The organism is Candidatus Thiodiazotropha sp. AKIB8 (assembly GCF_058244675.1).
The window spans coordinates 139,484-154,000 of record NZ_JBSYOO010000051.1 but is presented as its reverse complement, the minus strand read 5'-3'; the positions used below and the strand labels follow the sequence as shown (position 1 = coordinate 154,000).

The 14,517-nt window shown below is 49.6% G+C and carries 11 protein-coding genes; 7 read left to right on the top strand and 4 right to left on the bottom strand.

The annotated features are described in order from the left end of the window. Positions 1-183 precede the first annotated feature (183 nt). From nhaD (AC4IFB_RS19000) to AC4IFB_RS18985, 4 genes are all read left to right on the top strand, one after another. On the top strand, positions 184-1,665 hold the full coding sequence (gene nhaD, locus AC4IFB_RS19000; RefSeq protein ID WP_490778779.1) for a sodium:proton antiporter NhaD: 1,482 nt from the start codon (positions 184-186) through the stop codon (positions 1,663-1,665). 148 nt (positions 1,666-1,813) lie between these two features. Then, on the top strand, positions 1,814-3,259 hold the full coding sequence (gene nhaD / locus AC4IFB_RS18995) for a sodium:proton antiporter NhaD (protein WP_490781001.1): 1,446 nt from the start codon (positions 1,814-1,816) through the stop codon (positions 3,257-3,259). 255 nt (positions 3,260-3,514) lie between these two features. Then, on the top strand, positions 3,515-4,387 hold the full coding sequence (locus AC4IFB_RS18990; protein WP_490778781.1) for a phosphoribulokinase: 873 nt from the start codon (positions 3,515-3,517) through the stop codon (positions 4,385-4,387). Between the two features lie 280 nt (positions 4,388-4,667). After that, on the top strand, positions 4,668-5,627 hold the full coding sequence (locus AC4IFB_RS18985; protein WP_490781000.1) for an SLAC1 anion channel family protein: 960 nt from the start codon (positions 4,668-4,670) through the stop codon (positions 5,625-5,627). Between the two features lie 370 nt (positions 5,628-5,997). On the opposite strand, the gene AC4IFB_RS18980 is transcribed toward AC4IFB_RS18985, so the two are convergent. The 4 genes from AC4IFB_RS18980 to AC4IFB_RS18965 all read right to left on the bottom strand — a co-directional run bounded on the left by AC4IFB_RS18980 (position 5,998) and on the right by AC4IFB_RS18965 (position 11,228). Then, the gene (locus tag AC4IFB_RS18980) at positions 5,998-7,410 is read right to left on the bottom strand and encodes a rhomboid family intramembrane serine protease (RefSeq protein WP_490778783.1); all 1,413 of its coding nucleotides are present in this window, start codon (positions 7,408-7,410) and stop codon (positions 5,998-6,000) included. A 145-nt stretch (positions 7,411-7,555) separates the two neighbouring features. Then, positions 7,556-8,335: a hydroxyacylglutathione hydrolase gene (gloB, locus tag AC4IFB_RS18975; RefSeq protein ID WP_490778784.1), complete on the bottom strand. Its 780-nt coding sequence runs from the start codon at positions 8,333-8,335 to the stop codon at positions 7,556-7,558. A 6-nt stretch (positions 8,336-8,341) separates the two neighbouring features. Next, complete coding sequence (dxs, locus tag AC4IFB_RS18970) at positions 8,342-10,252, bottom strand: 1-deoxy-D-xylulose-5-phosphate synthase (RefSeq protein ID WP_490778785.1); 1,911 nt, start codon at positions 10,250-10,252, stop codon at positions 8,342-8,344. A 67-nt stretch (positions 10,253-10,319) separates the two neighbouring features. After that, positions 10,320-11,228, bottom strand: coding sequence for a LysR family transcriptional regulator (locus tag AC4IFB_RS18965; protein WP_490780999.1), 909 nt, complete (start codon positions 11,226-11,228; stop codon positions 10,320-10,322). 248 nt (positions 11,229-11,476) lie between these two features. Here AC4IFB_RS18965 and AC4IFB_RS18960 point away from each other — a divergent pair, with 248 nt between their 5' ends. The 3 genes from AC4IFB_RS18960 (at position 11,477) to AC4IFB_RS18950 (ending at position 14,369) form a co-directional block, all read left to right on the top strand. Beyond that, a complete protein-coding gene (locus AC4IFB_RS18960; protein ID WP_490778787.1) occupies positions 11,477-12,895 on the top strand; it encodes a form I ribulose bisphosphate carboxylase large subunit in 1,419 nt (472 codons plus the stop codon). A 124-nt stretch (positions 12,896-13,019) separates the two neighbouring features. Next, entirely contained in the window at positions 13,020-13,376 is a 357-nt protein-coding gene (locus AC4IFB_RS18955) for a ribulose bisphosphate carboxylase small subunit (protein ID WP_490781038.1), read from the top strand. Positions 13,377-13,562: 186 nt separating this feature from the next. After that, positions 13,563-14,369, top strand: coding sequence for a CbbQ/NirQ/NorQ/GpvN family protein (locus AC4IFB_RS18950; protein WP_490780998.1), 807 nt, complete (start codon positions 13,563-13,565; stop codon positions 14,367-14,369). Positions 14,370-14,517 lie beyond the last annotated feature (148 nt).

Genomic DNA, 14,517 nt, shown 5'->3' with positions numbered 1-14,517 from the left:
CAGCTACCCTCAAGGGGATCAATGACCGCTGCACCCTATTGCCGCCCATCGCTTCGGATTTTAATAGTGAGTATTGAATACGAGACCCGTCACAAGGGTTCAGTTAAAAAAGTTGACCCGCTTGCTGCCTTCATTGAGAATTGTGCGTTTAAGTGCCGAAGATCTATAAAAAATTGAATTGGGGTGACCTTAGTGAAACATATCGCAAGTCTGCTTTTATTGTTATTTGTGCCTGCAATTGCCTTAGCAAGCAGCGGCAATGGTGATCATCTTGATTTAACGGGGCATTGGGTTGGATTTACCGCCATCGCTATCTTTGCAGTGGCTTATTTGCTGGTGATGGCTGAGGAGTTCACTCATCTGAGAAAATCTAAGCCAGTAATCCTCGCCGCTGGCCTGATATGGGGTCTGATCGCCTGGTATTATCAGACCCACGATATGCCCCATGCAGCGGAAGAGATGGTGCGCCATAATCTGCTCGAATATGCCGAACTGATGCTGTTCCTGCTGGTGGCGATGACCTATATCAACGCCATGGATGAGCGTAACGTATTCGAAAAACTTCGCTCATGGTTAGTCAGTAAGGGTTTTAGCTTCCGTCAACTCTTCTGGATCACCGGCGTACTCGCCTTCTTTATCTCTCCCGTAGCCGACAACCTCACCACTGCCCTGCTGATGTGTGCAGTGGTGCTCGCTGTAGGGGGCACTAACACCAAATTCATTCTACTTGCCTGTATCAATATAGTGGTGGCCGCCAATGCGGGAGGCGCCTTCAGCCCATTTGGTGATATCACCACACTCATGGTCTGGCAGAAAAACATCTCAACCGTTCAGGGTCCTGTTGATTTCTGGGCCTTTTTTGCACTATTTGTCCCCTCACTTGTCAACTGGCTGGTGCCTGCAGCAATCATGATGTTTGCTGTACCCAATGAGAATCCTGATGCTGGGGGTGAAAGTGTTGAGATGAAGCGTGGTGCCAAGCGTATCATTGTCTTCTTTCTTGCCACCATTGTTACTGCAGTGAGTTTCCACAACTTCCTGGGTATGCCTCCAGTTATTGGCATGTTAACCGGCTTGGCTTATCTGCAATTTTTCGGTTTTTACCTCAAGAAGACCTACCATCGTGACCACCCTCAATTGACCAATGGTGACGTTACCGAAATTGAACATGACGGTCAGATGGGCGACATTGTCTCCTTCGACGTGTTCAACAAGGTGGCCCGAGCCGAGTGGGATACCCTACTCTTCTTCTACGGTGTCGTGCTATGTGTCGGAGGCCTGGGTTTTATCGGCTATCTGGCAATGGCGTCTGAAGTGATGTACAACCAGTGGGGTAGCGCCTTAGAGCTAACAGCGGCAATGAATGCAACCCCGGCAAATGTCATGGTTGGGGTTCTTTCCGCGATCGTCGATAACATTCCGGTAATGTTCGCGGTTCTGACCATGATGCCCGACATGTCCATGGGGCAGTGGCTGCTGGTTACCCTGACCGCCGGTGTCGGTGGCTCCATGCTCTCTATCGGTTCCGCTGCTGGTGTAGCATTGATGGGACAAGCACGAGGTAAATATACCTTTTTCGGCCACCTTAAGTGGGCACCAGTAATTGCACTGGGATATCTCGCCAGTATTGCAACCCATATCTGGATCAATGCAGGTGCATTCTAGAACTCGGGCAGTAGCTGCGTCGTGCTTTAACGGCGCAGCTGTTAACCTACCAAAACCTCATCGCCACAACTGTTCAGAAATTCATCAAACAGGCCATGTAGAATGATATGCTTGGATAACTGACACAACACCGAAGTACGATGTAATCATGAACCTCACTAAACGTCTGGCAATCCTCATTTTACTCTGCTTCGCTCCGGATATTCTGCTGGCTGAACACATGTCGGCCGGCGGTTATAGTATGAGTAATCATTGGGTTGGTCTGGTCGGCCTGTCAGTATTTATTCTCGCCCTGGTGGCAGTGAGTGTGGAAGAGTTCATAGAACTCAGAAAATCCAAGCCAATGCTGCTTGCCGCAGGTATCATTTGGGGACTTATAGGCTGGTATTCCCACCAAATCGTGGGAGGACACCACGCTGAACAGGCATTAAGACACAGCCTCTTGCAATATGCAGAACTGATGCTCTTTATCCTGGTGGTGATGACCTATATCAACGCTCTGACAGAGCGTCGGGTATTCCTCTCTCTGCGCACCTGGGTGGCTCATCAGCGCTACAGTTACCGTCGTATGTTCTGGATCACAGGTTTAGCGGCCTTCTTTCTTTCACCATTTCTGGATAATCTCTCAACAGCCCTGCTAATGGGGGCGGTTGTGCTGAATCTGGAACGGGATAACCACCGCTTCGTTGCTTTAGCCTGTGTTAATGTCGTATTAGCCTGCAACGCTGGCGGCGCCTATAGCCCCTTCGGTGACATCACCACTCTGATGGTGTGGCAACAGAACATAGTCAGTACTACCGGTCGTGTTGATTTTTTCTCCTTTTTCAACCTGTTCCTGCCGGCATTGATCAGCTACCTGATACCGGCAGTGATGATGCATTTTGCACTACCCTCGGGCAAACTCAGCCTCCCCCAGGAGCAGGTCAGAATGAGTCGGGGTGCAAAACGAATCATGGGGCTGTTTCTGCTCACCATAGCCACCGCAGTGGTTTTCCAGGGCCAGCTGGGGCTGCCAGCAACCATTGGCATGATGACCGGACTATCCTATCTGCAATTCTTCGGTTACTACCTGAAAAAAACCCATGAACCCAGTAACGAAAGGGTCATCACATCTGAAACAGCCGATTTTTCAGTGGTGGTTGAGAGCCGCCAGCCCTTCGACGTCTTTCTGAGAGTGGCCCGCTCCGAGTGGGATACCTTGCTGTTTCTTGGTGGTGTCATCCTTTGTGTCAGTGGTCTGGGTTATTTGGGTTATCTGACAATAGCTTCCGAGATCCTCTATATTCAGCTTGGCGCGACTGCCGCCAATGTTACTATCGGCATGGCCTCTGCAGTGCTGGAGAACATACCCACCATGTCGGTGGTATTGAATATGGCCCCGCAGATGTCCCTCGGCCAATGGCTGCTGATCACCCTCACCGCTGGAATTGGTGGTAGCCTGCTCTCTATCGGGTCCGCAGCGGGTGTAGCCCTGATGGGACAGTCCAATGGTAAATACACCTTCTTCTCTCACCTGCGCTGGACACCTGCGATCATGTTGGGCTTTTTTATCGGCATACAGACCCATCTGTGGCTCAACAACACACTTTTTTAACGTTTTTATACCTATCAGAGGGCGTCTGATATTGCATCGCAACATCAACGCTATCCATATTGAAATACCTGATTAATTTCTGAAAAGGGTCAATCGTATAAGCTGCCCCTATACCCTAATACGCTGGAAATGGAGAAATGCCGTGTTATAGTTGGCAACCATTTTTTTCTCAAAACCTGGTCCGGAGATAAAAAAACAGCTCCTATCGAGGGCGCCGGACATAACCATTACAATGATTAAATTAGGGAGAAGCACATGTCAAAAAAGCATCCAGTGGTGGCCGTAACTGGCTCATCAGGCGCCGGCACTACTACTGTCAAGCGAGCTTTCGAACACATTTTCTATCGTGATGGCATTAAACCCGCAGTTGTCGAAGGCGACAGTTTCCATCGCTTCACCCGGGTTGAAATGCGCGAAAAAATGTCTGAAGGACTCAGCCATTTCGGCCCCGATGCCAACCATTTCGATAAGATAGCGAGCCTCTTCAAGAACTATGGCGAGACAGGCAGTGGTGACAAGCGCTACTACCTGCACAGCCCTGAAGAAGCTGCTGAACACAACAGTCGCCTGGGCTGTGACCAGAAGCCAGGGGAATTCACCCCTTGGGAGAAGATTGAGGAAGGTACAGACCTGCTGTTCTATGAGGGTCTGCACGGCATGGTGGTCGATGGTGATGTTGACGTCGCCAAAAATGTAGATCTGGGTGTTGGCGTAGTGCCAATTGTCAATCTGGAGTGGATCCAGAAAATTTTCCGCGACAATGCAGAGCGGGGCTACAGTGAAGAAGCGATCGTCGACACCATCATGCGACGTATGCCCGACTACATCAACCATGTCACACCTCAGTTTTCACGGACTGACATTAACTTCCAGCGGGTACCAACAGTGGATACCTCAAACCCTTTCATAGCGCGTGACATTCCTACGCCCGATGAGAGCTTTGTGGTAATTCGTTTCAGCGACCCTAAGAAATTTGATATGGACTTCCCCTATCTGTTGTCGATGATCGATGGCTCATTCATGTCTCGACGTAACTCGATCGTCGTACCTGGCGGCAAGATGGGCTTCTCAATGGAGATCATTCTGCAACCCATCATCGAACGTATGATGGACGCACGCAACGTCTGATTCCTTCCTACGGTAAGGAATATGAAGCCGCCGCGCCTTCAGCGCGGCGGCTTTTTTATACCCGTGGAAACCATCAAGATAAATTTCAGACGGAATAGCGTGCTCACTCCTTTCCCACACACTTCATGAGGCATTTGATATTTTTCAATGTCCACCCAGGCACTTTAACATACTCTTTTAGTCAACATTGAAGGAACCTCTGATTAATTCAGGACGAAGATGCGAGTTCACGAATTGATCAGAGGTTCCTTAAACTGGCAATTGCGCGGATAATTTCAATATGAAAGAAGACTCTCGTCTGGCTCATTTCCCAATCTCATTTTTCGCTATGGTTATGGGATTGGCTGGCCTATGCATTGCCTGGGAAAAGGCCCAAGCAGTCTTTCAACTTCCATTCAGGATTGAAATGGCATTGATTCCATTCACAGTGGCTGTTTTTATAATTCTACTTGTGCTTTACAGCATGAAATTAATGCGCCATCCCGAGCAAGTGGTTAAAGAGTTGAACCATCCAGTCAAACTCAATTTTTTTCCAGCTGTCTCTATCAGCCTTATTCTTCTCTCGATTACACTACTGCAGACACAGCCGGCCATCTCCTATCTGCTTTGGTCAATCGGTAGCGCACTTCATCTTGGCTTTACCTTATATGTCATGAATATCTGGATTCATCATGACAAGTTTGAAATCCACCACATCAATCCTGCCTGGTTCATTCCAGTGGTTGGAAATGTGCTGGTACCCGTCGCAGGAACAACTCATGGGCACTATGAAATTTCCTGGTTCTTTTTCAGTATAGGTATCGTTTTTTGGATGGTGCTTTTCACTATCATCATTTATCGCGTGCTATTCCATAATCCACTACCAGATAAGTTGATGCCCACCTTCTTCATACTTATCGCGCCACCAGCAGTTGGCTTTATCTCTTATGTAAAATTGAATGGCGGTGTGGACAACTTTGCCCACGTCTTATACTACAGCGGTCTCTTTCTGACACTGCTATTGGCAAGTATGGCAATTCGTTTTAGCCGATTGCAATTTTTCCTCTCCTGGTGGGCCTACTCTTTTCCATTGGCTGCGATCACCATCGCATCTCTGCTGATGTATGAGACAACCAATGAGAGAGGCTTTGCAATCATTGGGTGGCTGTTGCTTTCAGTACTTACCCTGGTGGTTACTTTTCTCTTCTATCGAACACTTAAGGCGGTTGGTGAGAACAAAATCTGTATACCTGAAGATTAACTGGAAAGCACATTAACTCACTTCTATTTTGTAGAGTGGGACCATGCCCCAGCTGGAAATCGAAATGAAGTTGTCGCTGTATTTGTAAATAAAGATCTTTGCTGATCATTCTTAAACAGTGGACGCCTGATACCTTTTGGTGGGGCATGGCCCCACCCTACCGTGGATACTCATGACCTCTGCTAGTTTTGTAGGGTGGGGCCATGCCCCACCAGAGAAGCTGGAATTCGAAATGAAGTTGTTGCTGTATTTTAAATAAAGATCTATGCTGATCATTTATATATAGTGGACGTCTGACGGCTTTTGGTGGGGCATGGCCCCACCCTACTTGATACTCATGATCTATGCTGATCAACCACACCTGTAGCAGTTAAACAATACTTTTAAGATACTCAGTACCGTCAACAGTCCGCCCCTGCTCATCAAGTAATTTCGCATATCTATAGGGTAGATTACTCGCAAAGAGACATGCAGCCCTTTTCTTATGCATCAGTGACATGATCCCATCGACTTCATCACACCATTTCCGATCGACAAACAGCTCTGCCAATCTATAGAGTATATTTTCAGTAAATCTCGGTCCAGGCTGGGCAAGCCTGACATAATCGATGTAGGTCGCTCGAATCAAATCAACTGATTTGCTGTCTCTGTCATCCAGACTGAAAATGGCACGGGCAGCCCGATGGAAGTCTTCGCTTTCAGGCAAGGCTCGACTGCACTGATAGTAGAGGGACAAAAATTCGCTGTTGCTAGTCGCTTCCCGATAGAGTCGACGAAGTAGACGTAACGCCTCTTTGTGATTTTCAGACTGGCAAAGATCCTTAGCAGATGCCAATCTGGGTGTTACATCAGATGCCCCCTCAGCCTCATCAGATAACTCAATACCGAAAACCCATTTAGTATGTTTTAACAGTAGTGTTACTGTTGCTGTAATAAGAAAGCAACCAATATGAGTCAAATATTGGATTTGACTCTCGGAATATAGGGCAAGCTGTATTAATTCAATGGCTAACCAGAACGGCAGTATCACAAATAGAGGCAGAGCCAACTGATTGGCATTAATACCGAAAAGTTCGAAGAGTGCTATTTTTCTGCGTCCCAAAATAACAGTCGCCATACCCAAGACTCCGGAAATAGCACCGCCAGCGCCCACCATATGAAGCAAGCCGGCTGGATTGATAGACAATGCGAGAATAGCCGCAACCAATCCCGAAGTAAGATAAATCCCGAGAAATAGAACCCTACCCAGCAGTCTCTCAACCATCAGACCCAATAAACCCAAGACAATAAGATTGCTTAACAGATGTATTACGCCTGCGTGCAGAAACATATGACCGAAGAGTGACAGCCCATTCATCTTTCCAGCAACCAGACCATACTCAATATAAGTAACGTCACTAAAGCGTTTGATCAGCTGTGAATGCTTCTCTTTCCATTGCAAATGGTCTTGATTCTGAGCGCCATCAAAGTTGCCATTCCACAACCAGAATTGAAATGTTGTATCTGACTGAATTCTTACAAACTGTTCCCATTGTGTTGTGTCGTCCAGCTTCGACAGTGCCGCACTTGGAACTGTCATGTACTTTTCCAGGTAGGCCTCATACTGTCTCTTTTCATATTCGTGAAGTCCGGAACTCTGATAGTCGGACAATATCTCAGACAAAGCCGAGTTATCATCCAACTGCCAGATGATGAAAATAGAAAGCGTAGTCAGAATAAGCAGGATGGTTGCAAGAGGTAGATCCTTGCGACCAGATATTTTGGTTATCGTTGTAAAGGACATCTCATCATCCCTGTGTTCACGGTTTGTTGATCCTTAATAAACCAATCGGCAAATTTCCCATCTTGGGCGACCTCTGAAAAAATCCAGGAAGGGTAGATTTTGGCGGTAAAAGCCTCTCCACAACCTGTTCAGAGATTCCTTAATTCTAATCGTATTTACTATCCTTCCATTGGCGTATCACTTTAAAAACCTCAGCTTGGGAGGTTAGTGATTTACCCGATATCTTTTCCGCAGTGGCTATCACACTCTTTATTGTTGTGCGCAAAAATGGATTTGTCTCCAACTCCACTTCCAGACTGGAAGGCAGGGTTGGCTCTCCGTCTTGGCGTTTTCGCTGCTCAGACTCAATACGTTCTATAATGGCCTGACGCTCAGGTTCCACCCAACGGGCGAAGCCTAAATTATCCATAGTATATTCATGGGCACAATATATTTTTGTTTGCTCGGGCAGTTGTGCAATCCGTTGCAGAGAGCCCGCCAGTTGCTCCGCAGTACCATCGAAAACGCGGCCACAACCTGCAGCAAACAGTGTATCACCACAAAACAGCCCACCTTCTCCGAAATAGGCAATATGTCCAGCTGTGTGGCCAGGCACTTCAAGCACCTGAAAATCAGCCTCTAGACCGGGAATTACTGGCCGGTCACCCTCTCTCAAGGTTTCAGTAACCCCCTTGATCGATTCCCCAGCTGGCCCAAATACTTTCAGCTCGGGAAAGGCCTGTTTGAGTTCTGGCACGCCACCAACATGATCATAGTGGTGGTGTGTAATCAAAACAGCACTAAGCGTCATGCCATTCTCATGTAACCAGTTCAATACTGGCGTCTCATCACCGGGATCCACTGCCACAGCCTGTGAGGCCCCTGGATTTCTGAGCATCCAGATATAGTTGTCATCAAAAGCAGAGAGTGGTGTGATCTGTAACATTACGCATCAAGCCAGACGTAATTTACTCTCACGACTGGCACGCTCAATCGCTGCAAGAATTCCGGCATAATCCAAACCAGCTTCTGCAAGCTGTTGCTGATGGCTGGCGTGATCCAGATAGCGATCCGGCAATCCAAGATTAACCATTTTGGTCTGTATACCCTCTGAGACCAGAAACTCATTGACTGCAGAACCGGCACCACCCTGAATTACATTCTCTTCGATTGTCACTAGAATCTCATGCGTTTTGGCAAGATCCCGAACCATGTTCTCATCCAGAGGTTTGATGAATCGCATATTGACCAAAGTCGCGTCGACATGATCTGCCACCTGATGCGCCACTGAAAGCGGACTTCCAAATACCAACAGTGCGGTATGCTTACCACGCCTTCTGACCTCACTCTCCCCAATGGGTATAGGGATGGACTCTGATTCAACATCCACACCTGGTCCTGCACCGCGAGGGTATCTGACTAAAGCTGGACCAGTGTAGTTAAAGCCTGTTTGCAGTAATCGAGCACACTCATTTTCATCCCCAGGCGCCATAATCACCATGTTGGGAATAGCCCGGGCATAACTGAGATCAAAAGAACCGGCGTGAGTGGCCCCATCCGCACCCACCTGCCCTGCCCGATCCACTGCCAGGGTGACATCCAGGTTTTGCAGAGCAACATCATGGATTAATTGATCATAAGCCCGCTGCAGAAAAGTTGAATAGATGGCAACCACCGGCTTCAGACCTTCACAGGCCAGACCTGCAGCGAAGGTCAGAGCATGTTGCTCCGCAATTCCTACATCGAAGTAACGTTGGGAAAAACGCTTTGCATATTCGACCATGCCAGAGCCTTCGCTCATTGCCGGAGTAATCGCAACCAATCTTTCGTCCTGCTCAGCTGCCTGACATAACCAGTCACCAAAGACTTGTGTGTAGCTCTTCTGCCCAGCTCCTTTTTCCATTTTTCCTGTCGCTGGATCAAAGGGGGTAACACCATGATAGACACAGGGGTCCTGCTCAGCAGGCACATAACCTCTGCCCTTCTGGGTCACAACATGCAGCAGGCGTGGGCCCCGCATATGTCGCATGTTGTGCAGTGTGGCGACCAAGGTGTCAAAGTCGTGTCCCTCAATTGGACCGATATAGTTGAATCCCATCTCTTCGAAGAGGGTACCGGGCATCACCATACCCTTCATATGCTCTTCCCATTTACCGACTATGTCGCTGAACTGGTGAGGCAGATGGCTCAAGGCCGATTTTCCACCTTCACGCATACTGGTGTAGACCTTGCCGGAAAGGAGCCTCGCCAAATGGTTGCTAAAGCCACCCACAGGTTTGGAGATCGACATATCATTGTCGTTGAGGATCACCAACAGATCCTGATCCAGTGCGCCGGCCTGATTCAGGGCCTCGAAGGCCATTCCGGCTCCCATTGCCCCATCACCTATGACAGCAACGACTTTTCGGTTTTCCCCCTTCTGCTTTGAGGCAACAGCCATACCCAAAGCTGCACCTATCGAGGTACTGGAGTGTCCTGTACCGAAGGTGTCATATTCACTTTCACTGCGTTTGGGAAAGCCCGAAAGCCCCCCTTTCTTACGTAGTGTCCCCATACGTTCACGCCGTTCGGTGAGAATCTTATGCGGATAGGCCTGATGCCCCACATCCCAGACCAGGCGATCATAGGGGGTATTGAAAACATAGTGCAGGGCAATAGTCAGCTCCACCACACCCAATCCAGCCGCCAAATGGCCACCTGTCTGGGAGACGCTGTCGATCAGAAATCTACGCATTTCTGCAGCCAGAGGTCGGAGTTTGATTGGATCGAGTTGACGTAACTCACCCGGAGAATTGATTTGATTCAGGATTGGATAGTCACCCCTGTTGTGAGAGATGTTATCCGTTGTGCCCTGATCTGACATGATTTGGACGACTCCATGGTGATACTGGCTGAAAAAGGATTATAACCCCTCAGCCGGTTTACTGCATTCAAACTGGCTCATCTTTGATGTGCTGTGCCTCAGACATCACGAAATCGTGAAAGGCCCTAGCGGCAGGTGCCAGACGCTTATTTCTGCGGTAAACAAGATACCAGTGCCTTTTTAGAGGGAAACCTTCAATATCAAGCACCACCAAACGCCCGGTCTCAAGCTCCAGTTCAATGGTGTGGGTCGAGACGACGCCTAACCCCATGCCCGCACGCACCGCCTGCTTTATCGCTTCATTACGTGTCATCCGCATACCGGTTCTGATCTCAATCTGCTGCTCAGCAAAATAGCGCTCCATTGCGAGTCGGGTTCCAGAACCCGCCTCGCGCATGATAAAAACCTCTTCACTCAAACGGCTGGCAGGAACACGCTGCTCACTCTCCAGTGGATGGCCAGGTGGTGCGATTACCACCAGAGGATTATCCATAAATGGTTCAAACTCCAGATCGCTATCTTCTGGGGGGCGGCCCATTAATACCAAATCTGTCTCATTGCTCTGTAATTGAGCCATCAGACGCTGACGATTGGTCACATCCAAGCGTAGATCGATACCAGGAAACTGGCGACTGAACGCAGCCAGAAGACGAGGTGCGAAATAGTTAACTGTACTTGCAACTGAGATATCCAGGTGTCCAGTGTCCAGTCCCTTAAGCGAGGCAATCACCTCCTCCATCTCTTCGATGGTCTGAAATATTGTGCGGCAATACTGAAAGACCTCCCGACCAGCCTCAGTCAATTGAATTTTTTTCCCCGTCTGCTCAAACAGGGGTAACTCGACTGACTCTTCCAACTGCTTGACCTGCATAGAGACTGCAGGCTGACTCAGATGCAGCGTCCGCGCTGCTTGCGTGTAGTTGAGGTGCTCTGCGACGGTCTTGAAAACACGCAGCTGACGTAGTGTGAAATGCATGATTAATCCCTCTTTCCCCATTTGAACAGCTATCAGCTAATCTACCACAAATCGAAAGTGGTATAAGTATTTATTTATACTCTCAATCAAAAGAACTGACTTCCCTTAATCGGCTTCTGCCCTAATAATTCATCCACCTTGAGTAGTGTTATGCACAAAGAGACTGATTATTAGCAACCGCGTGGAATAGAACCTTCCATCGCTGATTTTCAAGGCAACGCAATCCTAAATCTGGAGGAATCGCAAAAATGGCCAAGAAATATGATGCGGGCGTAAAAGAGTACCGCGAAACATACTGGATGCCCGATTACACACCTAAGGACACTGACATACTGGCGTGTTTTAAAGTTACCCCTCAGCCCGGTGTACCACGTGAAGAGGTTGCAGCTGCTGTTGCCGCTGAGTCTTCCACCGGTACCTGGACAACTGTATGGACCGATCTGCTGACCGACCTGGACTACTACAAAGGCCGCGCCTACGCCATCGAAGACGTACCAGGCGACGATACCTGTTTCTATGCTTTCGTTGCCTACCCGATCGATCTGTTCGAAGAGGGCTCAGTAGTTAACGTTATGACCTCACTGGTTGGTAACGTATTTGGCTTCAAAGCCCTGCGTGCTCTGCGTCTGGAAGACATTCGCTTCCCGATCGCTTATGTAATGACCTGTAATGGTCCCCCTCAGGGCATCCAGGTAGAGCGTGACCTGCTGAACAAGTATGGTCGTCCACTGCTGGGCTGTACCATCAAACCGAAGCTGGGTCTGTCTGCCAAGAACTACGGCCGTGCCTGCTATGAAGGTCTGCGTGGTGGTCTCGACTTCACCAAGGACGATGAGAACGTCAACTCTCAGCCATTCATGCGCTGGAGACACCGTTTTGACTTCGTTATGGAAGCGATCCACAAAGCTGAAGCTGAAACCGGTGAGCGAAAAGGTCACTACCTGAACGTTACCGCACCAACTTCTGACGAAATGATGAAGCGTGCCGAGTATGCGAAAGAGATCGGCGCGCCGATCATCATGCACGACTACATCACCGGTGGCTGGTCTGCGAACACCCAGCTGGCACAGTGGTGTCAGGACAACGGCATGCTGCTGCACATTCACCGCGCCATGCACGCTGTACTTGACCGTAACCCACACCACGGTATCCACTTCCGCGTACTGACCAAGATCCTGCGTCTCTCCGGTGGTGATCATCTACATTCAGGTACCGTTGTCGGTAAGCTGGAAGGCGACCGTGACGCGACTCTGGGTTGGATCGACATCATGCGCGACTCCTACGTTAAAGAAGACCGTTCACGAGGTATCTTCTTCGATCAGGACTGGGGCGCAATGCCTGGCGTTCTGCCGGTTGCTTCCGGTGGTATCCACGTATGGCATATGCCTGCACTGGTCAGCATCTTCGGTGACGACTCTGTACTGCAGTTTGGTGGCGGCACTCTGGGTCATCCCTGGGGCAATGCTGCTGGCGCAGCCGCGAACCGTGTTGCGGTTGAGGCTTGTGTTGAAGCGCGTAACCAGGGCCGTGAGCTGGAGAAGGAAGGTAAGGAGATTCTCACTGCTGCCGCCGGCCACAGCCCTGAGCTGAAAGCCGCTATGGAAACCTGGAAAGAGATCAAGTTCGAATTCGACACTGTCGACAAGTTGGACGTTTCTCACAAATAGTGGATCGAGTGGAGCTGCAGGAGTCCGCCAATATAGTGGCATGGAGAAGAGAGCCGGCGCTCTGCCGGCCCCACTCCTGAGCAAGCCAAAGCGAGTCCGAAACTAATTTTTGAGGTATATACAAATGAGTGAAATGCAGGATTATGCTTCCAGTCTGGAAGATACCGACAGCCGCAAGTTCGAGACTTTCTCCTACCTGCCGGCCATGAGCCCTGAACAGATCCGTACCCAGATCGACTTCATCGTTTCCAAGGGTTGGAATCCGTCCATAGAGCACACCGAGCCGCAGAACGCGTCCGGCAGCTACTGGTACATGTGGAAACTACCCATGTTCGGTGAGACCGATGTCGACGCCATCCTGGCCGAGTGTGAGGCCTGCCACCAGGCTCACCCTGACAACCATGTGCGTCTGCTGGGCCTGGACAACTACGCCCAGTGTGCCGGTGCTTCGATGGTTATCTACCGAGGTACACCTGCTTAAGTTCTGATTCACTTCCGACTTAAGCGCTCGTTCCCCGCCCGATCTACAGGGCGGGGAACGACTACCACTGGCCAATGATGCTTGGCTATGTGCACCAGGAATACTGTATATAGCCAAGCACCATTTTCAATCTATTTCTGAACCTGCAGAGCGGGCCTATGCAGATGCCCGACAAGGAATAAGACAATGAGTGATATCAACCGCGACCAGTACCTGATTAGTAATGAGCCCTACTACCGCCCGGTGAAGAACGAGGTGGATATGTACCAGGCAGCTTATGACGCCCGCATGCCGGTTATGCTGAAAGGCCCCACCGGTTGCGGTAAGTCCCGCTTCGTCGAATACATGGCGTGGAAGCTGCAAAAGCCACTGATTACAGTAGCCTGTAACGAAGACATGACCGCCTCCGACCTGGTTGGGCGCTTCCTGCTCGATATCAACGGCACCAAGTGGCAGGACGGCCCTTTGACCGTCGCCGCCCGTATAGGCGCCATCTGCTATCTCGACGAGGTGGTCGAAGCCCGTCAGGATACCACTGTAGTGATCCACCCATTGACCGACCATCGTCGCGAACTGCCATTGGAGAAGAAGGGTGAACTGGTCAAGGCCCACGAGGACTTCCAGATCGTCATCTCCTACAACCCGGGTTATCAATCCCTGATGAAGGACCTCAAACAGTCGACCAAACAGCGTTTTGGCGGTATGGACTTCGATTATCCGGATACCGAAGTCGAGACTGAAATTGTCATTCACGAGGGCAACGTTGACAGTGCAACCGCCGAGAAACTGGTGCAGATTGCACAACGTTCACGCAACCTGAAGGGGCATGGTCTGGACGAAGGTATGTCCACCCGCCTACTGGTCTATGCGGCACAACTGGTCGGCAAGGGCATTAGCCCCATGGATGCCTGTAAAATGGCACTGGTCACTCCGTTGACCGACGATCCGGATATGCGCGATACCCTTAGTGCCGCGGTAAATACCTATTTTTAGGATTTTGTCCGCTAATGAATGCGAATAAACGCAAATGTAGTTTTTCGCATAGTTAACCGCTCTGCATCAATTGCTTATGCATTTCGGAGTGGTTAATCGACAGCCCAGCCTCTTGATGTAGAGGGATCAGTAGGGTGCGGCCCTGCCG